The organism is Mesorhizobium amorphae CCNWGS0123 (genome assembly GCF_001686985.1).
Taxonomy (GTDB): Bacteria; Pseudomonadota; Alphaproteobacteria; order Rhizobiales; family Rhizobiaceae; genus Mesorhizobium; species Mesorhizobium amorphae.
The window spans coordinates 5,466,716-5,487,523 of the sequence record NZ_CP015318.1 but is presented as its reverse complement, the minus strand read 5'-3'; the positions used below and the strand labels follow the sequence as shown (position 1 = coordinate 5,487,523).

19 protein-coding genes and 1 pseudogene are annotated in these 20,808 nt (G+C 62.1%); 18 read left to right on the top strand and 2 right to left on the bottom strand.

The annotated features are described in order from the left end of the window. The first annotated feature begins 3 nt into the window (after positions 1-3). The 3 genes and pseudogenes from A6B35_RS25670 to A6B35_RS36765 all read left to right on the top strand — a co-directional run. Positions 4-969: a carbohydrate kinase family protein gene (locus A6B35_RS25670; RefSeq protein WP_006205599.1), complete on the top strand. Its 966-nt coding sequence runs from the start codon at positions 4-6 to the stop codon at positions 967-969. Continuing rightward, complete coding sequence (locus A6B35_RS25665; RefSeq protein ID WP_006205600.1) at positions 966-1,733, top strand: SDR family NAD(P)-dependent oxidoreductase; 768 nt, start codon at positions 966-968, stop codon at positions 1,731-1,733. Before A6B35_RS25670 ends, A6B35_RS25665 begins: the two co-directional genes overlap by 4 nt. 482 nt (positions 1,734-2,215) lie before the next feature. Beyond that, positions 2,216-2,584 (top strand): annotated as a pseudogene (locus A6B35_RS36765) (CoA transferase subunit A); the annotation flags it as partial. Here A6B35_RS36765 and A6B35_RS25660 read toward each other — a convergent pair. Continuing rightward, positions 2,568-3,539 (bottom strand): AraC family transcriptional regulator, encoded by a 972-nt coding sequence (locus tag A6B35_RS25660; protein WP_006205601.1) that lies wholly within the window; start codon positions 3,537-3,539, stop codon positions 2,568-2,570. The pseudogene A6B35_RS36765 and the gene A6B35_RS25660 sit on opposite strands and share 17 nt — an antisense overlap. Positions 3,540-3,637: 98 nt before the next feature. Here A6B35_RS25660 and A6B35_RS25655 point away from each other — a divergent pair, with 98 nt between their 5' ends. From A6B35_RS25655 to A6B35_RS25645, 3 genes are read left to right on the top strand one after another with little or no spacing between them, the layout of a single operon-like run. After that, complete coding sequence (locus A6B35_RS25655; protein WP_040583839.1) at positions 3,638-4,633, top strand: aldo/keto reductase; 996 nt, start codon at positions 3,638-3,640, stop codon at positions 4,631-4,633. 30 nt (positions 4,634-4,663) lie between these two features. Beyond that, the gene (locus A6B35_RS25650; RefSeq protein WP_006205603.1) at positions 4,664-5,698 is read left to right on the top strand and encodes an SDR family oxidoreductase; all 1,035 of its coding nucleotides are present in this window, start codon (positions 4,664-4,666) and stop codon (positions 5,696-5,698) included. Between the two features lie 41 nt (positions 5,699-5,739). Then, the gene (locus tag A6B35_RS25645) at positions 5,740-5,940 is read left to right on the top strand and encodes a hypothetical protein (protein ID WP_006205604.1); all 201 of its coding nucleotides are present in this window, start codon (positions 5,740-5,742) and stop codon (positions 5,938-5,940) included. 141 nt (positions 5,941-6,081) lie between these two features. Here the strand turns inward: A6B35_RS25645 and A6B35_RS25640 are convergent, their stop codons facing one another. After that, on the bottom strand, positions 6,082-7,104 hold the full coding sequence (locus A6B35_RS25640) for a LacI family DNA-binding transcriptional regulator (RefSeq protein WP_006205605.1): 1,023 nt from the start codon (positions 7,102-7,104) through the stop codon (positions 6,082-6,084). Between the two features lie 178 nt (positions 7,105-7,282). On the opposite strand from A6B35_RS25640, the gene A6B35_RS25635 reads away from it, so the two are divergent. The 12 genes from A6B35_RS25635 to A6B35_RS25580 all read left to right on the top strand — a co-directional run bounded on the left by A6B35_RS25635 (position 7,283) and on the right by A6B35_RS25580 (position 20,790). Further along, the gene (locus A6B35_RS25635; protein ID WP_006205606.1) at positions 7,283-8,500 is read left to right on the top strand and encodes a CaiB/BaiF CoA transferase family protein; all 1,218 of its coding nucleotides are present in this window, start codon (positions 7,283-7,285) and stop codon (positions 8,498-8,500) included. Continuing rightward, positions 8,500-9,330: a 3-ketoacyl-ACP reductase gene (locus A6B35_RS25630; protein WP_006205607.1), complete on the top strand. Its 831-nt coding sequence runs from the start codon at positions 8,500-8,502 to the stop codon at positions 9,328-9,330. Before A6B35_RS25635 ends, A6B35_RS25630 begins: the two co-directional genes overlap by 1 nt. 52 nt (positions 9,331-9,382) lie before the next feature. Beyond that, positions 9,383-10,876 (top strand): sugar ABC transporter ATP-binding protein, encoded by a 1,494-nt coding sequence (locus tag A6B35_RS25625; RefSeq protein WP_006205608.1) that lies wholly within the window; start codon positions 9,383-9,385, stop codon positions 10,874-10,876. Between the two features lie 8 nt (positions 10,877-10,884). Next, positions 10,885-12,354: an aldehyde dehydrogenase family protein gene (locus tag A6B35_RS25620; RefSeq protein ID WP_006205609.1), complete on the top strand. Its 1,470-nt coding sequence runs from the start codon at positions 10,885-10,887 to the stop codon at positions 12,352-12,354. Between the two features lie 8 nt (positions 12,355-12,362). After that, positions 12,363-13,205 (top strand): Cof-type HAD-IIB family hydrolase, encoded by an 843-nt coding sequence (locus tag A6B35_RS25615; protein ID WP_006205610.1) that lies wholly within the window; start codon positions 12,363-12,365, stop codon positions 13,203-13,205. Then, the gene (locus A6B35_RS25610) at positions 13,198-14,193 is read left to right on the top strand and encodes an ABC transporter permease (RefSeq protein WP_006205611.1); all 996 of its coding nucleotides are present in this window, start codon (positions 13,198-13,200) and stop codon (positions 14,191-14,193) included. Before A6B35_RS25615 ends, A6B35_RS25610 begins: the two co-directional genes overlap by 8 nt. A gap of 164 nt (positions 14,194-14,357) precedes the next feature. Next, a complete protein-coding gene (locus tag A6B35_RS25605) occupies positions 14,358-15,224 on the top strand; it encodes a substrate-binding domain-containing protein (protein WP_244426068.1) in 867 nt (288 codons plus the stop codon). A 63-nt stretch (positions 15,225-15,287) separates the two neighbouring features. Beyond that, a complete protein-coding gene (locus A6B35_RS25600) occupies positions 15,288-16,253 on the top strand; it encodes a dihydrodipicolinate synthase family protein (protein WP_083209845.1) in 966 nt (321 codons plus the stop codon). A gap of 3 nt (positions 16,254-16,256) precedes the next feature. After that, on the top strand, positions 16,257-17,033 hold the full coding sequence (locus A6B35_RS25595) for an enoyl-CoA hydratase-related protein (RefSeq protein WP_006205615.1): 777 nt from the start codon (positions 16,257-16,259) through the stop codon (positions 17,031-17,033). Between the two features lie 78 nt (positions 17,034-17,111). Continuing rightward, entirely contained in the window at positions 17,112-18,725 is a 1,614-nt protein-coding gene (locus A6B35_RS25590) for a GMC family oxidoreductase (RefSeq protein ID WP_006205616.1), read from the top strand. A gap of 17 nt (positions 18,726-18,742) precedes the next feature. After that, positions 18,743-19,027 (top strand): muconolactone Delta-isomerase family protein, encoded by a 285-nt coding sequence (locus A6B35_RS25585; RefSeq protein WP_006205617.1) that lies wholly within the window; start codon positions 18,743-18,745, stop codon positions 19,025-19,027. A 701-nt stretch (positions 19,028-19,728) separates the two neighbouring features. Further along, a complete protein-coding gene (locus A6B35_RS25580; RefSeq protein WP_244426070.1) occupies positions 19,729-20,790 on the top strand; it encodes a GNAT family N-acetyltransferase in 1,062 nt (353 codons plus the stop codon). The last annotated feature ends 18 nt before the right edge of the window (positions 20,791-20,808 follow it).

The window sequence follows — 20,808 nt, the reverse complement described above, 5'->3', positions numbered from 1 at the left end:
CCCATGCCACAATTCGACGTCAGCTCGGTCGGCTTCTACGTCCTCGACATTCTCGGGCGGCCGGTGTCGCGCATCCCCGAAGGCGGCCGCGCCGACTATATCGAAGAGATCCGCATGACCGTCGCCGGCACAGCCGGCGCGACCGGCATGGATTGCGCCATTCTCGGGCTGAAGACGCGGGCCGTCACCACGCTCGGCACCGATGACATGGGCGACTGGTTCCTCGCGAAGCTGCAGAAATACGGACTGGAGACGAGCCTCGTGCGTCGCGACGGCAGCGTCCAGACCTCGTCCACCATCCTGCCGGTGCGGCCGAATGGCGAGCGTCCGGCCCTGCATGTGCCGGGGACGGCTGCTGTGTTCGAGGTCGCAGACTCGGATCTCGATGCCGCGCTCGACGCGACCGTTGTCCATGTCGGCGGCACCGGCCTGCTGAAGCGTTTTGATGGCGAGCCGACGGTCAGGTTGTTGCAGCGCGCCAAGGAGCTTGGCCGCATCACAACTTTCGATCTCATCCAGGCGACGCCGGAGACGTGGAAGCTGGTCGAGCCGTGCCTGCCCTATATCGACTATTTCGTGCCGAGCATCGACGAGGCGGGCGAGATGGCGCATGACCGCGATCCCGCCCGCGTTGGCGCCTTCTTCAAGGCGAGGGGCGTGAAGAACTGCTTCCTGACCCTCGGCGCCGCTGGCGTGCATGTCTCGCCGCAGCATGGCGAGGATTTCCACCTGCCGGCCTTCGACGTCAAGGTCTTCGACACCACGGGTTGCGGCGATTCCTTCACCGCCGGCATCATCGTCGGCATCGTCAAGGGCTGGGACTTAAAGCAGTCCGCCCGCTTTGCCAGCGCGGTCGCTGCCAAGGTGGCGATGGGCCTCGGCTCCGACGGCAAACTCGTTTCATTCGACGACACGATCGCGGCGATGAATTCGCTGCCGGTCAAGACATCAAAGGTGCAAGCAGCATGAGCATATTTCCGGAAGCCAAGGGCAAGACGGCTCTCGTCACAGGCGCCAGCCGCGGCATCGGCCGCTCGCTGGCGAAGGGCCTGGCCGAAGCAGGCTACGATGTCGCCATCACCGATCTGCCCTCGCAAGCGGCCGATCTCGCGGTGACGAAGGCTGAGATCGAGGCGGCCGGCCGCAAGGCCTATGTCTATACAATGGACGTCAGCAAGAAGCGCGACATCGAGGCGATGGCGCAGGCGCTGCTTGCGGCGGCAGGCCGCATTGACGTGCTGGTCAACAATGCCGGCATCCTGAAGCCCAGCCTGCTCCAGGACCTCGACGAGGCCAGTTGGGATGCGCATTTCGACGTCAACGCCAAGGGCGTGCTGATGATGTGCCAGGCCGTGCTGCCGCATATGCGCGCCAGAAAGTCGGGCAGGGTGATCAACATCGCCTCGATCGCTGGCCGCCAGGGCGTGCCGACGCAGGGCCATTACGCGGCGACGAAGGCGGTGGTGATCACGCTCACCCGCGTGCTTGCGCAGGAAGTCGGGATGGACGGCGTCACCGTCAATGCGATTTGCCCCGGCATCATCCTGACCGAGATGGGCAAGAACAATCTGGGCAGCGAAGCCGCGATCCGCCATTGGGAAGACGTCGCGGCGCTGAAGCGCCTTGGCGCGCCGGAGGATGTCGTCGGGCCGGTGCTGTTCTTTGCCTCGGACCTGTCGGCCTTCGTCACTGGACAGTCGCTCAACGTCGACGGCGGCATCTACTACCACTAACTCTCGTAGCGGTGGCCGCGCAATCGCAACTGATTTCGTCTTTCGATGGTTTGAGCTTTGGGACCCCGCCCTCATGTGTCTGCGGCTCGACGATTGGTACGATGATGATCTTCGCCTTGGGCCTCTAGGACCCAGTTCGACAAAAGGTATCTTGGAATGACGTCCGAATGGGATACGAAACCTGAGTCCGCTTCCGTATGATGTTAGCGGAAAGCCACCGTCCGCTCCCAGCCCCAAAACGCGACGTACAAGCAGTGGCTTGCGATTTCCGTAGTTGGCGGAACTTTGTCGCCCAGAGCAACCTGCGCGGCGACCATAGCCGTCAGACAAACGCGACCGAGACCGCACGGAGGCACTTTCCCCCGTTGGCGGTCTCCTGTCGTCGCATGCAAGGAGGGTCTCCTTGTCAACTTCGGCTACGGAGGGCATCGAGCTGGGGTGGTCGAGGCCGCAAAAGCCCTTGATCTGCATCCAGCGATCGCGCCCAAGAGGCTATTTTCCAAGGCTTTTGCGACCTCACGCTCATCCCCATAGCGCCTGACCTAATCTAGGCGCGCCGCGATGCCAACGAGAACGGCTTCCCCGCACTATCGAGGTGCATGAGCACAGCCATGCCGGCATGGCCAATGCCTATGAGGAGGGGCGGCGGATGTGCCTCACGCGGTGTTCCGCAGCCATCCTGGCGCTGGCCTCGCGGCGGTCAATCCAAACATCAAGTCTGTGACCTGTCCGTTCACCGGCGAGGTGCTGGCCGCTGTCCCTGCAATCAGGCTGGATGTCGCCTTGAGCCTTGCGCAGAAGGTGACAGGCAAGGCAATGTGCTGGTCGAGGGCATCATCGGTATCCAGAGATGCCCATCGCTTGAGGTCTGTTCTTGAACTGTATTATTTGAGGCCTAAACCCGTCACGATACGCTCTGGGCGATTTGCCAGTTTCCCGCTTAAACGCATTGCTGAACGCGCTCTCCGAAGCGTATCCCACGGCGAGCGCGATCGACCCAACGGGCCTGCCCACTTCCTCCCGCAAGGCGCGCTCGGCCAGTCGCATGCGCCACTCTGTTAGGTAGGCCAATGGGGCGACGCCGGCGACGGTGCGGAACCGCACTGCGAACGTCGTCCGGGACATCGCGCAAGCCTCGGCTAATTCTTCGAGGTGCCATGCTCGCGCCGGATCCTGGTGCATCAAACGCAGGGCCGGTGCGATCCGCGGATCGCTCAGCGCCCTTAGCCAGCCGCTGCCTTGGCCGTGTGCTCCGGCCAGATGAGTCCGCAGGATCTGGATGAACAGCAGCTGCGCCAGCTGAGCGGAGGCGAGTTCAGCGCCTGGTATATTGGAAACTCGCTCCTCTACGAGCCGGTCGAGCAGCCACCGGAACGTCGCGGCCGCAGGCATGTTCGCCTGCACGTGGATCCAGGGCGGCAGAACGTCCGCCAAAAGTCGGCCGCTCACGGGATCAAGCAGGACGTGTCCGCCGAGATGCGCAAAGTCAGCACCGTCGCCGAGTTGAGCCGTCGTCCGCCCGACTCCGGAGAACAACGTCATCGCGTCAACAGGAGAGACATCCGGATCACTCGACAAAACGAACGCACGTGGCGCCGATAGCAGCCCCACATCACCCATTGCAAACCGGACGGGCGCTTCGTCGTCGAGGGTTACCCAGCAGCTCCCCTTCACTACGGCGAAGAACTTGATCGTCTTCGGCACCGGGAAGCGGATCGCCCAAGGACCTCCAGCGGTGAATCCACCCGTGACCAGCGTTTCAGCCCGCGCCAGTTTGAGGATATCGGAGAAGGGGTCGATGGCCATTACGTATTCTCGCGCAAGTATTGCGGATTTTCAAGCATTCAACGTCCGATCTGCCGCATCTATGTTCAATGCATACGAACACAAGAAGGATAAGGCCCATGACATTGAGCAAAAGGCAGCTGGGCTCTCAAGGCCTGCAGGTCGGAGCAATTGGCCTAGGCTGTATGGGAATGAGCCAGTCATACGGACCGGCCAACGAGGCGGAGTCGATCGACACTCTTCATCGCGCCATCGAGCTCGGCTGCGATTTCTTCGATACGGCGGAAGGCTATGGCCCATACACCAACGAGCAGCTTCTCGGCCGCGCCTTCCGCGACCGCCGGGAGAAGGTGATCCTTGCCACCAAGTTCGGCTTTCGTTTCGAGAATGGCCGCCAACTCGGCACCGAGACCGACAGCAGCCCCCCCGCGATCCGACAAGCGGTCGAAGGATCGCTGCGCCGACTGCAGACCGACCATATCGACCTTCTCTACCAGCACCGCATCGATCGCAAGGTGCCTATCGAGGACGTGGCCGGTACGGTCGGGCAACTGGTACAAGAAGGCAAAGTGCGCTTCTTCGGTCTCTCGGAAGTCGGCGCCGCCACGCTTAGGCGCGCGCATGCCACCTATCCGGTCTCGGCGCTACAGAGCGAATATTCGCTGTGGGAACGCAATCTCGAAGCCGACGTGATCCCGGTCTTACGTGACCTGGGCATAGGTCTTGTGCCGTTCTGTCCGCTCGGACGCGGCTTCCTGGCCGGCGGGGTGAAGCGCGCGGAAGACTTTCCTGAAGGCGATACCCGCCGCATCGACGAGCGCTATCAAGGCGAGAACTACGACGCCAACGTACGGGCCGCTCAAGCGGTGTTCGAGATCGCTGAAGCCAAAGGGGCAAAGCCAGCGCAGATCGCGCTGGCCTGGCTGCTGCACAAAGGCGATTTTGTCGTGCCGATCCCCGGGACCAAGCGTCGCGCCTACCTCGAGGACAATGTCGCGGCGAACACTGTCCGACTGACGCCTGCCGAGATGCAGACACTCGACCAGACGCTGGCGACCGGCACCGTCTCAGGCAATCGTTATCCCGAATGGGTCATGGCGGGGATCGACCGCTGATGCGCGACAGCAAGTATGGAGATCATTATGATGAGTGACCAGCTGGTGCTCGTGACCGGTGGAAGCGGGTTCATCGCGCAGCATTGCATCCTTGCGCTGTTGAGCGCGGGCTATCGCGTGCGGACCACCCTCAGGTCGCTGTCGCGAGAAGCGGAGGTTCTTAGCAACCTCAGGACTGGTGGTGCCGAGCCGGGCGACCGGCTGTCGTTCATCGCCGCAGACCTTACCGCCGACGAGGGCTGGGCCGAGGCTGCCGCCGGCTGCGCTTATGTGATCCATGGCGCCTCGCCGACGCCGTCCGGTCATCAGGTGCGGGAGGAGGATTGGGTCAGGCCTGCGGTCGACGGAAACTTGCGCGTGCTGCGTGCGGCACGCGATGCGGGTGTGAAGCGGGTAGTGCTCACCTCGGCCTTCGGTGCAATCGGCGTCGGCCACAAGCCGCGAAGCCGTCCCTTCGACGAGTCCGACTGGAGCAACCTGAACGGCCATGTCGCGCCCTACCAGAGATCGAAGACGCTGGCAGAGCGCGCGTCTTGGGACTTCATCGCACGAGAAGGCGGCGGGCTGGAACTGGCCACTGTCAACCCCACGACCGTGCTCGGGCCTGCACTCGGCCCCGACTATTCGCATTCGATCCGTCTCATCAAGAAGGTGCTGGACGGTCAGCCGGGCTGTCCCAAGATCAATACTTGCGTTGTCGATGTGCGCGACGTCGCCGACCTGCATCTGCGCGCAATGGCCGATCCCGCCGCAAAGGGCGAGCGCTTCCTTGCCGCGTCGGGAGACAGCCTGTGGATGGTCGAGATCGCCAGGCTACTGAAGCTGCGGCTCGGGAAAAGCGCGAGCAAGGTCTCCACGCGCGTTCTGCCCAACTGGTTCGTTCGCGTCGTCGCGCTCTTCAATCCGGCGATGAAGGGCATCGTGCCGCATCTCGGCGTCACCATGAACGCCAGCGGCGAGAAAGCCCAACGCGTGCTTGGTTGGGCGCCCCGCTCGCGGGAGGAGGCCATCGTCGCCACGGCCGAGAGCCTCGTCCGGCTCCGGCTGGTCAATACGACGGAATAGGAACCGGAGATAGTCATGAGGGTTCCGAACAATGCTTCCGCGTGTATGCGACGGCAGATCCGATCGACGCGAACCGCTTCACCTGCGCGCACCGCGTGACGATCACGGAGACGAATGTGATCGCGGCCCTCGTTGGCAGCTTCCTGATCCTGGCCGGGGATGGCGAGGCGATGATCTCGATGCCTATGTCTATTGGCTTCGCAAGCGGGTTGCGAAATGCTGCATGCCCAATTGCCTGCTGAGGGCGAGCGGCAAGCGCTGGGCGAAATGTTCGTCCGATTCTAGGCTATCTATCCCGAAAGCTGCCTGCCTGCTTACGGCCCGCTACGGTCATTCGGTCCAATCCCCTCAGAATGGGTATGGCTCACGCGACCGACATGTTTTTAGCGTCTCACGACAGCCGTACTTCCCCTTACAATCAGCCTGATGGCCAGCTCCCGTTGTCTGAGATGCAGTCGCTGCGATGGCGACGCCAAGATGTAGTCGGCGGCAATCCGGCCCATGTCGCGCGCGGGCACCTCCAGTGTGGTCAGTTCGGGCGAGGTCAGTTCCGCAATCTCCAGATTGTCGAATCCGACAACCGAGACCTCCTTCGGGACTGCGATGCCTTCGGCGTGGCAGTACTTGATGGCGCCGGCCGCAAGGATATCACTGCCGCAAAATACCGCAGTAGGTCTTCTGACGTCGTCCATGAGCCGCTGCATGCAGGTGCGGCCGTCATCCAGCCTGTAGGCTCCCTCGACGACTGGAACCATGCCCTGATCGATGCCTGATCGTTCGAGTTCATTCAAGAAACCGTCGCGGCGGCCTGCTGCGCGATCATTGTCTTGGGTGATGCCGGCGATCATCGCGAATTTGGTGTGGCCGAGGTCGAGCAGGTAACGGGCGGCGGTTCGCCCTGCCTTTTCGTTGTCGAACCCCACGGCCGCACCTGCCTCGGTCGCCTTTGACGTGTAGGTGTATACATAGTTGATGCGCTTCTGTTCGAACATGGCCAGAGTGGCTGGTCGGTGCGTTGACCCGACAAGGACTACCGATTCGACCCCGCGCTCGACCAACAGACGTGCCTGCTCGTATTCATGATCGATGTCGTAGCCCGAGGTGTTGATAATGAGCGAAACGTCTTTTTCGGAAAGACGCGCCTGAAGTCCATCGACCATCGTGGCATAGATGGCGTGGTCCAACGTGGGGATGATCGCGCCGACCAACCTTGTCCGGGTCGACCGCAGCGCCCTGGCGGAACCATTGGGCACATAGCCGAGATCACGCGCCGCCCGGACAACACGATCCCGCACGACCTCGTTCACGTTGGGATTGCCGTTGAGCACGCGGGAGACGGTAGCCGGCGAACAGTTTGCAAGCCTGGCCACGTCAATCAGCTTTGCGCCGCCATCCTCGATATCCATTGAGCCTCGAATCCGACGGTTTTCGAGAAACCGTTTTCCAGATGACACATTTCTTTTCTGAAGGCTACACCATCTGTCTTTGACAAAGCCTTTCAAAATGGGCTTGACAGCTATGAGAAAAGGCGTGAAAACGATTTCACAAAGGCGCAACTTATAGCGCAGAACCAAGGGAAGACAAATGCTCAGCGGCATCAAAGTCGTCAGCTTCTGCCATTTTCTGCAGGGTCCTGCAGGCGCCCAATATCTCGCCGACATGGGTGCAGATGTCGTCAAGGTCGAACCTATCGATGGCGCCCATGAACGCCGCTGGTCGGGTGCTGACGTTTATGTGGAAGGGGTCAGCGGCTTCTATCTCTGCGCCAACCGCAACAAGCGCTCCATTGGCATTGATTTGAAGAGCACCGAAGGCAAGCAAGTCGCCCGACGTCTGATCGCCGGCGCCGATGTGGTGATGGAGAATTTCCGGCCGGGCGTGTTCGCCAAGCTCGGCTTTGACGATGATGCACTCCGGGACATCAATCCCAATCTGATTTTCGCCTCGGCGAGCGGTTTTGGCGCAACAGGCCCGATGGCGACGAAGCCCGGCCAGGATCTTCTCGCCCAGGCGCGTTCCGGCCTAATGAGCGTCACCGGAACTCCGGAACGTGGCCCCACGCCGGTCGGTGCGGCGATCGTCGACCAACATGGCGGGGCACTGCTGGCGATGGGCATTCTGGGTGCGCTGGTGCGCCGCTTGCGGGATGGCAAGGGGACTCGTGTCGAGGCAAGCCTGATCAACTCGGCGATCGACCTGCAGGGCGAGGCGCTGGTCAATTACTTCGCCGGCGGCATGACCCGCGAGGTGCTCAACCGCGAGGCGAATCTGGCGACGTGGTTCCATGCCGCGCCCTACGGTGTCTATCCTGCCTCCGACGGCCATGTGGTGGTGTCGCTTTGCGATTCTTCCGTGCTGGCCGAAGCGCTCGACAGCGACGCTCTGCGCGAGGTAGTCGGTGTCGACCGCTACGTCGAGCGCGACGACTATGCTCGCCGGCTGGCCAGTGCCACGGCCCGGTTCGCGGTGGCCGAACTCGCCGAGCGCTTTGACCGCCGTGGCATCTGGTGGGCGCCCATCAATTACTATGACGATCTGCTGGCCGACGCGCAGCTCAGCCACGCGCAAGTGTTCCGGCAGGTGACCGTGCGTGGCCGAACGATCCACCTGGTCAACCATCCCAACCGCTACGACGGCGAGGTGCCCGCGCTGCGATACCTCGCTTTGGAGATCGGCGAGCACACGCGCGAGATCCTGGATGAGCTTGGCTATGCCGATGACGAGGTTCAGCGGCTGCTGGCGTCTAAGGCCGTGGTCGCATCCCGCGAAAAGGAAGATGCATTGGCAAGGAAGGCTTCGTGATGCTGGAACAGGTTTCCCCGGCTGCAATCGGCGTTGCTATGCCCGAGCACGCAGCCTCCATCAACCGCGGACTTGCCATTGTGACGGGTGGCCGTCGCGGCATCGGCCGAGCCATCTGTTGTGAACTCGCGCAGGCGGGTTTCGATATCGCTGTGGTCGACATAGTCGACGATGAGAATGCCAGCGAGACCGTCAACCTTGCCCGCACGCACGGACGAAATGCCGCCTTTTATCGCAAGGACATATCCGAGACCTCGGACAATGCGGCGTTCATAGAGCGCATCGAAGCCGATCTGGGGGCAACCACCTGCCTGGTCAACAACGCCGGCGTGCAGGTTTCCGTGCGCGGCGATCTTCTCGATGTTACCGAAGAGAGCTTCGACCGGCTGGTCGGCATCAATCTGCGCGGCACGTTCTTCTTCACCCAGGCCGTAGCGCGCGCGATGATTTCCCAGCCGCAAGCCCGGCTCGAACGGTCGGTGGTGACGATCACCTCTGCTAACGCAGGCTTGGTCTCTCCGGAAAAGGGGCCGTACTGCATATCCAAGGCCGGACTGTCGATGGCTTCCCAGCAGTTCGCCATTCGTCTGGCGGATGCAGGCATCCGGGTGCACGAGATTCGCCCAGGCCTGATCCAGACCGATATGACCGCCGATGTCTACGATAAGTATTCGGGGCAGGTCGAGGCCGGACAACTCTCGGCAATCAGGCGGTGGGGGCAGCCCGAAGACATCGCCCGCGGCGTGGCGACGTTGGCCATTGGCGGCATGCCCTTCAGCACCGGGGACATCTACCACATTGGCGGCGGCATGCAGATGCATCGCCTGTGAGCCTTTTTTTGAGGAGCCGAGAAAACGATTTCTCGGTTTGGGAGACGACGTGATGAAGGACGCAGTTCTCGAAATGCGCGGCATCCACAAGCGCTTTCCGGGTGTGTATGCGCTGAACAATGTCAGCTTCGCCGTCAGCAGGGGAAGCGTGCACGGCGTCATCGGTGAAAACGGCGCCGGCAAGTCGACATTGATGCGCGTCCTGTCTGGCGCGTTCCTAGCCAACGAGGGTGAAGTGGCCATCGACGGAGATGTGGTGGCTGCGCCGACGCCTGAGCGGATGCTCGAGCTCGGAATCGCGGTCATCTATCAGGAGCTCGCCCAGGCTCCGCATCTCACGGTGGCTGAAAATATCTTTATCGGCCGCCTGCCGAAAACGCGTCTGGGCACGATCGACTGGCGCCGGGCGAAAGCCGCAGCTCAGGATGTGCTCGACAGGCTTGGCTTCCGTGTCGATCCGGCAGCGCGCATCGACACAATCAGCGTCGCGCAGCGCCAGATGGTGGAGATCGCCAAGGCGATTGCCCGCGAGGCTCGCATCGTCGTGCTTGATGAGCCGTCCGCTGTTCTGGGCGACGCCGAGCTTGAGCATCTTTTCAAGACGATCAGGCGGCTGAGCAGCGAGCACGGCGTTTCGTTCATCTACATCACCCATCGCCTGAAGGAACTCTATGAGATCTGTGACGAGGTCACCGTGCTGCGGGACGGCCAGGTCGTCGCCTCGATGCCGCTTGGCCAGACGACCACAGCCGATCTCATCAGGCATATGGTTGGGCGCGAACTCAAAGACGTGTTCCCACCGCGCTCGCAGCCCGGCGACGAGATTCGTTTAGACGTACGCAACCTGTCGCGGGCCGGCGTGCTGAAGGATATCTCCTTCAATGTCAGGCGCGGCGAGATTGTCGGCATCTGCGGCCTTGCCGGCGCGGGCCGGACCGAGGTGTTGCGTGCCATCGCCGGCGCCGATGCGCTCGACGGCGGCGAAATCAGGATCGACGGCCAGTTGGTCGCCATCGACGGGCCGCGCCGCGCGCTTGCGCACGGCGTCGGCCTGCTGCCGGAGGATCGCAAGACCGAGGGGCTCTTCCTCGACCAGTCGGTCTCATTCAACGTCACCGTTTCCCAAATGGCGCCGTTGACCCGCGGCGGCCTGATCAGTGGCTGGCGCGAGCACGACGCTGTCTCCCGGTTCATCCAACAGATGCGCATCAAGACGCCGAGCCCCAGCACCAAGGTCCGCACGCTGTCGGGCGGCAATCAGCAGAAATGCGGCATCGCCCGTCAACTGCATGCGGGGACGGAAATCCTTCTGGTCGACGAACCGACGCGCGGCGTCGACGTGGCAGCCAAGCGCGAAATCTACGACCTGCTCGCCGAACTGACATCGAAGCGCGGTGCAAGTGTCGTGATGGTCTCGTCGGAATTGCCGGAAATCCTTGGCCTCTGCAATCGCATCATCGTCATGCGCGAAGGGGCCATTTCGGCGGTTCTCGAGGGCGAGGGCGCGACCGAGGAAACAATCATGGCCCATGCGGTTTGGCAGTGAGTAACGACATGAGCACGCGCAGCTATCAACAATTCATCGGCGGGCGGTTTGTCGACGGTTCAGGCTCCGGCTCAATCGAGCGCCGGTCGCCGGCCACAGGTGACCTGGTCGCCCGCTATTGCGATGGCACGCCCGAGGATGTCGATCTTGCCGTCGAGGCGGCGCGCATCGCATTTGAGGAAGGGCCGTGGCCGCGTATGAGCGGCATGGAGCGCGCCGAGGTCCTGAACCGTCTTGCCGATCTGATGCGCACCAACCGCGACCGGCTGGTCAGGATTGAGGTCGAGGAGGTCGGCAAGCCAGTTCGTTTTGCGCGCGGCGATATTGATGGTGCAGCCGGCCTGACACGCTATGCAGCTTCGCTGGCCATGCAGATGGCGGGCCTCACCTACACGAACATCGGCGAGGGCAAGACGGCGCTGATCAGCCGCGAAGCAGTGGGCGTCGTGGCGCTGGTCACGCCATGGAATTTCCCGGCGCTGATCCTGTCGCAGAAAGTGCCGTTTGCGCTCGCCGCCGGCTGCACGGTGGTGCTGAAGCCATCCGAGTTCACGTCAGGCTCCGCGTTCGAGATCGCCGCGCTTGCTGCCGAAGCCGGCGTGCCGGCCGGCGCCTTCAATGTCGTCAGCGGTTATGGCGCAACCGTTGGCGACCACCTGACGGGGCATGCGGGCATCGACTTCGTTTCCTTCACGGGTTCGACCCGCACCGGCAGCCGTGTCGTCGGCAACACGTCCCGTCATCTGGTCAAATCCTCGGTCGAACTGGGCGGCAAGTCGGCCAATATCGTCTTTGCCGATGCGGATCTGGAAGCCGCGGCGGATGGCGCGCTGATGGGCGTGTTCTTCAACAATGGCGAGTGCTGCGTTTCGGGGTCACGGCTGTTCGTACAGTCGTCCATCGCCGACGACTTCATCGCCAAGGTGGTGGCGCGCTCCCGCAAGATGAAGGTCGGCGATCCGTTCGACGACGACACGGATGTCGGCGCGCTGATCGACCACAATCATCTGGCCAAGGTGACCGGCTTTGTCAGAAGCGGGATCGAGGAAGGCGCCCAACTGGTGCTCGGCGGCAACGTAGCAACAGGGACGGTCGGTCATTTTCACGAAGCCACCATTTTCGACCGGGTCGAGCCGCATATGACCATCTTCCGCGAAGAGATCTTTGGCCCGGTGCTCAGCATCACACGGTTCGATACGGTTGATGACGCGGTGCGGTTGGCCAACGACACCGCCTATGGCCTGTCCAACTACATCTGGTCGAAGAATATCGACACGGTCCTGACCGTCGCCAAGCGGCTGAAAAGCGGCTGGGTGCAGGCCAACACAATCATTGACGGCGCCCCGCAACTGCCGCTCACCGGGGTGAAGGGATCCGGCTTCGGCTACGAGATGGGCCAGGCCGGCTTTGAAGAGTTCACCCAACTCAAGACACTTCTCATTCAGACCGGGCCGCGCGCTCCAGTGTTTCCGGTCTGAGGCGGGTCATGACCATTCCGCGCCTTATCGTCACCGATGTCGACCGCACCTTGCTGACGCACGACCATGTGCTTCCGCAGCGTGTGGCCGACGCTCTGCACGTGGCACGAGAGGCCGGCATCATGATTGTTCTGGCAACGGCGCGCTCGCCGCTCGGGCTAAAGCCCTATGCGGAGAAGCTTGGGATTGCAGGCCTCGCCATCTGCTTCAACGGTGGCTGGATCGGTAATGTTTCGACCGGCGTTGCGCTGTCCGAGCAGCGGATCGGTCGCACCGATGCGCTGCACACCATGGCCACGGCGCAAGCGGCGGGCGTTCGGCCGATGTGGTTCACCGGCCACGCCATTCACGCACTTGCCGAAGACCCGATCATCGCACGCGAAGCCGGCGTGACCGCAGAGCCTTTAATCGTGGCGAAGGCGCTGGAAGACCTGCCGGGGGAACCGGGCAAGATCATGTGTGTCGCCGCGCAGCCCACGGACCGTGAAGCCTTTGGAGCTCTCCGCGTACAGCTTGCCCGGTGCCTGTCGGTATCGGGATCGCATCCACGTCTGCTCGAGATCGGTCCGCTCGGCATCTCCAAGAAGACCGCCATCGCGACCGTTGCTGCCGAACTCGGAATGGCGGCGTCGGACTGCGCCGCCGCCGGCGACGCCGAGAATGATCTTGAGATGCTGGCCTGGGCCGGAACGGCGGTCACGGTCGAAAACGCGGTCCCGGAAGCCAAGCGGCTCGCGCATTTCGTTGGACCGTCCTGCGACGAGGGCGGGCTGGCCGATGCGGTGGCCTGGCTGCTGCAACGGCAATCGACCCTCGCAATGGCAGACGAAACGGGAGGAAGGAATGGCTGAGATGACAACGGGACAAGGATTGGCGTCGATCCGGCCGGGGTCGGTGGGTCGGTTGCGAGGCTGGGCGCAAAGCCTTGGCCTGCTCTGGGTCCTGATCGTGTTGTGCGCTTTCGCGGTATATCTGTCGCCGAGCTTCATCCAGACCGGCAACATGTTGAATGTCGGCCGCCAGGTGGCGCTGTTTGGCATCGTCAGCGTCGGCATGACCTTCGTCATTCTGACACGCGGCATCGATCTCTCCGTTGGATCCATCGTCGGCGTCGTCGCGGTTGCCACAGCGCTGATGCTCTCATCTGGCGTTCCAATCCCGTTGGCGATGATCGCGGCGCTGGGGATGGGAGCCGTGTTCGGCGCCATCAACGGAGCTGGCGTCGTTTTCTTCGGCATGCCGCCCTTCATCATGACCCTCGGCACGCTGGTGATGGGGCGCGGCATTGCCATGACAATTGCCAACGGCGAGCCGAAGACGCTTGGCGATGCTTCGGATGCTTTCTCCTATCTGGGCAGCGGTTTTCTCTTCGGCATTCCCGTACCGATCTGGATCTTCGTTGCCATAGCCGCCGCGGCGTTCGTTGTCCTGCGACACACGCCTTTCGGTCGCCAGATCTACGCGGTCGGTTCAAACACCGAGGCGGCGCGGCTTGCCGGCATCAACGTGCCGCGCGTGTTGATGTCGGTCTATGCCATCTCAGGAGTGCTGTCGGCGCTGACCGCCCTGGTTTTTGTCTCGCGTCTGACCGTTGGTGAGCCCACCGCTGGCACCAATCTCGAACTCGAGGCCATCTCTATCGTCGTCATCGGCGGCACTAGCCTGTTTGGCGGCGAAGGCGGCGTCATCGGCACCGTGATCGGCGCCGCAATCATTGCTGTCATGGCTAATATATTGAATCTGCTAGGCATATCGCCATTCACGCAGCAGATCGTGAAGGGCGCCATCATCATCACCGCGGTGATGTTCGAGGTCTACCGTCACAAAAGACGGTCCTGACATCCATGCGCGGCGGCACTTGCCAGACGGGCCGGCCGTCGCGCTTTGGAGCCTGAAATGAAAAACAATGGAGGAGTGAAAAAATGACCAGTCGCAGACATTTCCTACGCACCACGGCTCTTGCCGCCACCCTGGTACTGGGCGCCATGATGCCGGGCGCGGTCTTGGCTCAGGACAAGATCAAGATCGGCTTTAGCCAAGGCACAATGAACCATCCTTGGCGCGTCGCCATGGTGGAGGGCAACAAGAAGTACGCGGCCGAGCATTATCCGGATGTCGATCTCATCGTCACTGACGGCAACAACGATGCTTCCAAGCAGGTGGCGGACGTCGAAAGCCTGATCGCACAAGGCATCAAAGTTTTGATGATCTCGCCGCTGACGGAGCAGGCACTGACGCCGGTCGTCAAGGAAGCAATGGATGCCGGGATCAAGGTTGTGACTCTCGACCGCAAGGTCAACACGCCCGTCACCGTTCATGTCGGCGGCGAGAACCTGCCGCTCGGCGTTGGCGCGGGCGAATTCCTTGCGAAGAAATTGAATGGCAAAGGCAACATCATCGAGTTGCAGGGGACGGCGGGGGCATCGGCCACCATCGATCGCAACAACGGGTTTGCGGAAGCGATCGCAAAGCACCCGGACATGAAGGTGGTCGCATCGCAGAACTGTGACTACACCCGCGACAAGGCGGTGAAGTTCATGGAAGACATGGTGCAGCGGTTTGGTCCCGGCCAGATCCAGGCGGTGTACGCGCACAATGACGAGATGGCACTCGGCGCGATCCAGGTGCTGGAGGCCGCCGGCCGGCTCAATGAAGTGGCGGTGGTCGGTATCGACGGCCAGGAGACTGCTTTCGAGGCAGTCAAACAGGGCAAGCTCGCCGCAACCTTCGTTTATCCGTTCGTGGCGCCGGAAGGGATCGAGACCGCTTACAAAGTGGCCAAGGGTGAAGAGGTCCCGGAGACGATCACCTTGCCAACGGTCTCAGTGACCCCGGACAATATCGCCGACATGATCGGCAAGGGCTTCTAAGTCCTCCCTGGGCAACGGGACGCCGCACTGGCGCGGCGTCCCGAGATTTCAAATAGGAACTGAATGATGAGCGACAAGAAACCGTTTGCTGCCCATGGCGTCATTCCCGCCTGCCTGATGCCGTTCACCGCCGATCTGGCTGTCGATGAGAGCGCCTACCGCAAGCACCTCGCTGACGTCTCCTCGGTCGAAGGCATTTCCGGCATCACCATCAATGGTCATGCGGCCGAAGTGCACGCGCTCATCATCGACGAGCAATACCGCGCGATCGTGGTAACCAAGGATGTGTTGCAGGATCAGGTTCCGACCATTGTCGGTGTCTACACAAACTCCAGCCTCGAGGCCGCGCGCATCGCCGCTTACGCGCAGCGGGAGGGTGCCGACGCGCTGCTGGTTTTCCCGCCGGACTTCATGACGCTTGGCGGGTACTTGCGGCCAGAGATGATCGTCGAGCACCTCAAGCGCATCACAGACGCGTCCAACCTTCCGATCATTCTGTTTCAGTATCCACTGGCATCGAACCTTGCCTACCCACTGCCGACGTTGCTCGAACTCTGCCGTCGCTTTCCTTCAATCGTCGCGATCAAGGACCAGTGCGGCGACGGCAATTTGCATGAACGCCAGATCCGCGAATTGAAAGCCCTAGACCGTCCGGTCAACACCCTGACTACCCACAGCGCCTGGCTGCTCGGCTCGCTGGCGCTTGGCTGCGACGGGCTCCTGTCAGGCGCCGGCAGCGTCATCGCCAGCCTTCAGGTTGCGCTGTACCGCGCCGTGCAGGCAAACGATCTCAAGACTGCCAAGGCGATCAACGACCGTATCTATCCGACGGTCCGGGCCTTTTATGACGCGCCGCTTCTCGATATGCACAATCGCATGAAAGAGGCGCTGGTGCTGCTCGGGCGACTGGACGAAGCTCATGTCCGGCCTCCATTGATGAAGCCAGGCCCCGCCGAGATCGAGAAGATCCGGGGACTGCTGGCTGCTGCCGGATTGAGCGCCGAGACGCTTTACAGGAAGGTCGCTTAGTCGATGATGGACCGCCTCGTTCAGGCAGTGGAACCGGCGCCCGGCATCCGGCTGCTGACGCTCAACCGGCCGGACAAGCTGAACGCGTTGTCCAAAGCGCTGCTGGGCGAATTGAGCCAACTGCTTGCTGGCTTTGAAGCCGACACAGAGGTCGGCTGCGTGGTGCTGACGGGCGCCGGTCGCGCCTTTGCGGCGGGCGCCGACATTTCTGACATGCTGGAACGCGGCGTCGCCTCCTATACCGATCCGGAGCGCCTGGCATGCTGGCGCGCCATCGAGGGCTTCTCCAAGCCGATAATCGCCGCCGTGAATGGTTATGCGCTGGGCGGCGGGCTGGAGCTTGCGCTGCTTTGCGACATCATCATCGCCTCGCAGACAGCTCAATTCGCGACGCCTGAAATCAAGATCGGATCGTTTCCGGGCGATGGCGGCACGCAGCGGCTGCCGCGCCTGGTCGGCAAATCCTTTGCCATGCAGATGGTGCTGACCGGCGACATGGTCGATGCGACGCTCGCCGAGCGCAAGGGACTGGTCAGCGAAGTCGTGGCGGCCGACAGGCTCCTGCCGCGCGCGCTGGAGATCGCCGCTGCGATCTCCGCCAAGTCGGTTGCCATCACGCCCTATGCCAAGAAGGCCGTTCAGGCGGCATTCGAAACCGAGCTGCAAAGCGGGCTCGAGATCGAGCACCGGCTGACCGTCGAGGCGTTCGGCAAGGAGGATCGGATTGAAGGTCTACGAGCCTTTGCCGAGAAACGGGCGCCGGCCTTCAGGGGCAAATAGGACCGAGGAGCAAGGGGCCGGCGGCCGGTTTAGCGGCGTCGGCGGGTAGGCGCCTTCGGGCGCGAGTGGAGGCAGAATATGTGGGATTACATCATTGTCGGCGCGGGCTCGGCCGGTTGCGTGCTGGCAAACCGCTTGTCCGACGATCCCCAAGTCAAGGTCCTGCTGCTGGAAGCCGGCAGCCGGGATTGGAATCCGATGATCCATATTCCTGGCGGCATCGGCAAGCTGTTCGGGCCGGGCGTCAACTGGCGGTTCCACACGGTGCCGCAGAAGAACCTCGACAACCGCTCCATCTGGTATCCGCAGGGCAAGACACTTGGCGGGTCGAGCTCGATCAACGCGATGATCTACATCCGATGCCAAAAGGAGGACTACGACAATTGGGCAGCACTCGGAAATGACGGCTGGGCTTATGAGGATATCTTGCCCTATTTCCGCAAATCCGAGGACAATGATCGGCTCGCCGATCGCTATCACGGGCAGGGCGGTCCGCTTGCAGTCTCAGATCAGGTCGGCCCGCATCCATTGACCCGGGCCTTTGTTCGCGCCGTGCAACAATATGGCCTGCCGTACAATCCCGACTTCAATGGCGACACCATGTATGGCGCCGGCTTCTACCAGGTCACCTGCCGCGATGGCCGCCGCCGCTCGTCCGCTGTCTCCTATCTGCATCCCGTCAGCAGGCGGCCCAACTTGACGGTCAGGACACACGCCCGGGTCACAAGGATCGTCGTCGAGAACGGCCGCGCCGTCGGCGTCGAACTTTCCGAGGGCAAGTCGCGGAAGGTGCTGCGGGCCGAAAGCGAGGTGATCGTATCGGCAGGAGCCATCAACTCGCCGCGCCTGCTGATGCTGTCCGGTATCGGACCGGCCGACGAGTTGAAAGCTCTCGGGATCGCGCCGATCACCGATCTCAGCGGTGTCGGCCGGAACCTCCAGGACCATCTCTGCACCAACGTTCATCTGACGCTCAAGGACCCGATCAGCTATGACGGCCAGGATCGCTATCCCAAGGCACTCCTGCACGGCATTCGCTGGCTGCTCTATCGCAATGGCCCTGCCGCCTCGGTCATAGTCGAGGGCGGCGGTTTCTTCCAGAGCGAGGGAGCGGAGCGACCCGACCTGCAAATCCACGTCGCGCCAGCGATGGTCGTGCGCGGCGGCCAGACGCGACTCGACGGGCATGGTTTTACCATCAACTCGACATTCCTTCGACCACGTAGCATCGGCTCGGTGAAGCTGCGCTCGTCGAACCCCGCCGACGACCCGCTGGTCGACCCCAACTATCTTTCTGATCCCTATGATCGCGGCATGGCTCTGAAATCGGTACGGATCATCCGGGAAGTGCTGGCGCAAAGCGAAATCGCCAAGTTCATCAAAGTCGAACGGCTGCCTGGGCCGGTCGCGAAGACCGACGAGGAACTGATGGCCTACATCAGGCAATATGCGTGCTGCGACTATCACCCCGTCGGCACCTGCAAGATGGGCGTCGACGAGACCGCAGTCGTCGACCCGGAATTGCGGGTGCGTGGCATCGACAGGTTGCGAGTGATCGACTCATCGATCATGCCGGTGCTGATCAGCGGCAATACAAATGGGCCGACGATGATGATTGGTGAAAAAGGCGCCGATCTGGTGAAGGGCGTCCGGTCTGATCCTTCCCATCACGCGATGGCAGCAGTCGCCTGAGTACAGGGGCCAAACCTATGCAATTCCTCGTTTTGTCTCGCCGGCGGACTAACCAATTCAGCGACGCGGATTTCGAACAGCTGGTACCGAGCGAGGGGGCACAGGCCCGCCATCTCTATAGCATCGGCTTCACGCGCCAGATCTGGCATCGCGGCGACATGCCCGGCGCTTGCCAGGTGGTTGAGGCAAAGGACGAGGGTGAAGTTCACGAGACGCTGGCGACGCTGCCGCTGGCGAGGGCAGGGATGCTCGATTTCGAAATCGTCCCGCTTAAGCCCTATGCCGGTTTCAGTCTGCCGTAAGGTCTGCTGTTGTCGCCGAGTGTACAACGCCGCCTATGGCGCGAAGCGTCCTGGCTCGGACAACCGACAGTAACTTATTACGGCTAATATTGCGTCGCTGGCGGAATGCGCCTCTCGGGCCAGTCCTTTCCGGAAGTGGACCCGGCCCCAATGCGGCCGCCCTCATAGCGCTATGGTCAACATGCATTGCGCCGCTCGTATGGAAACTAGTCGTCTTGTTGGTCCGATGGTTCGCCAGACCATACGAGAGAATACGAAGGAAACGGCTTAGCGAACCATCCGCTAACGTATTGATTTTCTGTAGAAAACGGTGACCCTCGGCGACTAACATAATCGTTATTTGTCAATGGGTTACGAAGCGGTTCGCCCAAGTTTGATTCAAGAAGCTTGTCCAGCTACTTGCTGATCGCATTTATCTTCTACCGAACGGCAGCTTTGCGCCTCATCCGGTCGCGGCGTTCAATCATGATGCGCCCCAAAAAGCAGACGCGGCCAAGCCAAAATCGACCAGCTGAAACTTACAACGCCTTGCAATCCATCGCTAAAGCGATGCCGAGACGAATTTGTCGGGGTTGAGCAGCCCCATTGCGCGTCCTCATTTTCCCGCTATGATGAAAAGCGTCATGAGTGGGGATAGTATGAAAAAAAACTTCACAATTGAGGCGGCGACTAATGAAGATGTCACGGATATCGCGAGCTTGTTGAGCTGGGCTTTCGCTTTCAGCAAGGCGCGTTCGCACGAATACATCATCAACATTGGGATCGAGACGCTGCGGCTCTTGCGCGGCGAGGACGGCCGTCCGGTGGTGTGCGCGGCGCTGCTCGAGACGGCTCATGTCTTCCATGGCAGGCCGGTGCGGGCGGCCAACATCGCCCATGTTGCGATTGCGCCGGAGCGTCGAGGGCAGGGGCTCGCCGTGCCGTTCGTCGATGCACTCTGCGAGGAAGCAAAGGCGAACGGCGCAGGCATAGCTTCGCTCTTTGCCTCGACGCGGCCGGTCTACCGCAGGGCCGGCTTCGAACTCGCCGGCCACGAAATCGTCTACGAGGCCGAGACGGCAGCGCTGCCCTCCTCGAGTCGTCTCGCCTTCGAGCGCGTCGAACTCGACGATCCGCGCCTTGTCACCGCCTACACCGAAAAGACGCTTCGGGAATCCGGCCTCCTCACGCGCGCGACCGCGCACTGGAACGAGTTGCGACGCACCCCGACCGACGCGCTCGCCGCCTATCTGGCCATGGGTGCGTACATGATCCTCGACATGGGCAACAAAGCCTGCCTCGATGTGAGGGACTGGCACGCGGCCTCGCCAGAAGCGGCGCTTGGCCTGCTCTCTTTCCTCGCCCGGTTCCGCTCGGTCTATCGAACGGTGCGCTGGCACGGCGCCCCGCAGGACGATCTGGTGACGGCGATGCCGGACAAGGGCTGGCGGCTTGCCCATCAGGAGGAGTGGCTGTTGCGGGTTCTCGACCCCGTCGCCGCCTTGCGTCAGCGTGGCTACCATGTCGACCAGGCAAGGCTGGCGCTCCGCATTGGCGATGCCGCGTTTCAGGTTGAGATCGTCGGCGGTGGGGTCCAGGTAAGCGACGGGGGAACCGGTCCGGCGGTGTCGATGCAGGCGCCGGCTTTCGTGCAGCTGTTCACGGGCTTTCGCAGCGCCTCGAAACTAGCGCAGTATGGGCTCCTCGCTGGCGACTCGGCTGACATACGCCGCTGTGACCAGCTCTTCGCCGGACCGCCGCCCTGGGTGGCGGAGCATTTTTGAACCAACGCACGCAGGAAC

What these genes read in the sequence shown, in the direction of transcription:
- A6B35_RS25665 (WP_006205600.1), top strand. Translation starts at nt 966, where the DNA reads ATGAGCATATTTCCGGAAGCCAAGGGCAAGACGGCTCTCGTCACAGGC.
- A6B35_RS25650 (WP_006205603.1), top strand. Translation starts at nt 4,664, where the DNA reads ATGAGTGACCAGCTGGTGCTCGTGACCGGTGGAAGCGGGTTCATCGCG.
- A6B35_RS25670 (WP_006205599.1), top strand. Translation starts at nt 4, where the DNA reads ATGCCACAATTCGACGTCAGCTCGGTCGGCTTCTACGTCCTCGACATT.
- A6B35_RS25630 (WP_006205607.1), top strand. Translation starts at nt 8,500, where the DNA reads ATGCTGGAACAGGTTTCCCCGGCTGCAATCGGCGTTGCTATGCCCGAG.
- A6B35_RS25635 (WP_006205606.1), top strand. Translation starts at nt 7,283, where the DNA reads ATGCTCAGCGGCATCAAAGTCGTCAGCTTCTGCCATTTTCTGCAGGGT.
- A6B35_RS25590 (WP_006205616.1), top strand. Translation starts at nt 17,112, where the DNA reads ATGTGGGATTACATCATTGTCGGCGCGGGCTCGGCCGGTTGCGTGCTG.
- A6B35_RS25615 (WP_006205610.1), top strand. Translation starts at nt 12,363, where the DNA reads ATGACCATTCCGCGCCTTATCGTCACCGATGTCGACCGCACCTTGCTG.
- A6B35_RS25655 (WP_040583839.1), top strand. Translation starts at nt 3,638, where the DNA reads ATGACATTGAGCAAAAGGCAGCTGGGCTCTCAAGGCCTGCAGGTCGGA.
- A6B35_RS25595 (WP_006205615.1), top strand. Translation starts at nt 16,257, where the DNA reads ATGATGGACCGCCTCGTTCAGGCAGTGGAACCGGCGCCCGGCATCCGG.
- A6B35_RS25600 (WP_083209845.1), top strand. Translation starts at nt 15,288, where the DNA reads ATGATGAGCGACAAGAAACCGTTTGCTGCCCATGGCGTCATTCCCGCC.
- A6B35_RS25620 (WP_006205609.1), top strand. Translation starts at nt 10,885, where the DNA reads ATGAGCACGCGCAGCTATCAACAATTCATCGGCGGGCGGTTTGTCGAC.
- A6B35_RS25610 (WP_006205611.1), top strand. Translation starts at nt 13,198, where the DNA reads ATGGCTGAGATGACAACGGGACAAGGATTGGCGTCGATCCGGCCGGGG.
- A6B35_RS25625 (WP_006205608.1), top strand. Translation starts at nt 9,383, where the DNA reads ATGAAGGACGCAGTTCTCGAAATGCGCGGCATCCACAAGCGCTTTCCG.
- A6B35_RS25585 (WP_006205617.1), top strand. Translation starts at nt 18,743, where the DNA reads ATGCAATTCCTCGTTTTGTCTCGCCGGCGGACTAACCAATTCAGCGAC.
- A6B35_RS25640 (WP_006205605.1), bottom strand. Translation starts at nt 7,104, where the DNA reads ATGGATATCGAGGATGGCGGCGCAAAGCTGATTGACGTGGCCAGGCTT.
- A6B35_RS25660 (WP_006205601.1), bottom strand. Translation starts at nt 3,539, where the DNA reads ATGGCCATCGACCCCTTCTCCGATATCCTCAAACTGGCGCGGGCTGAA.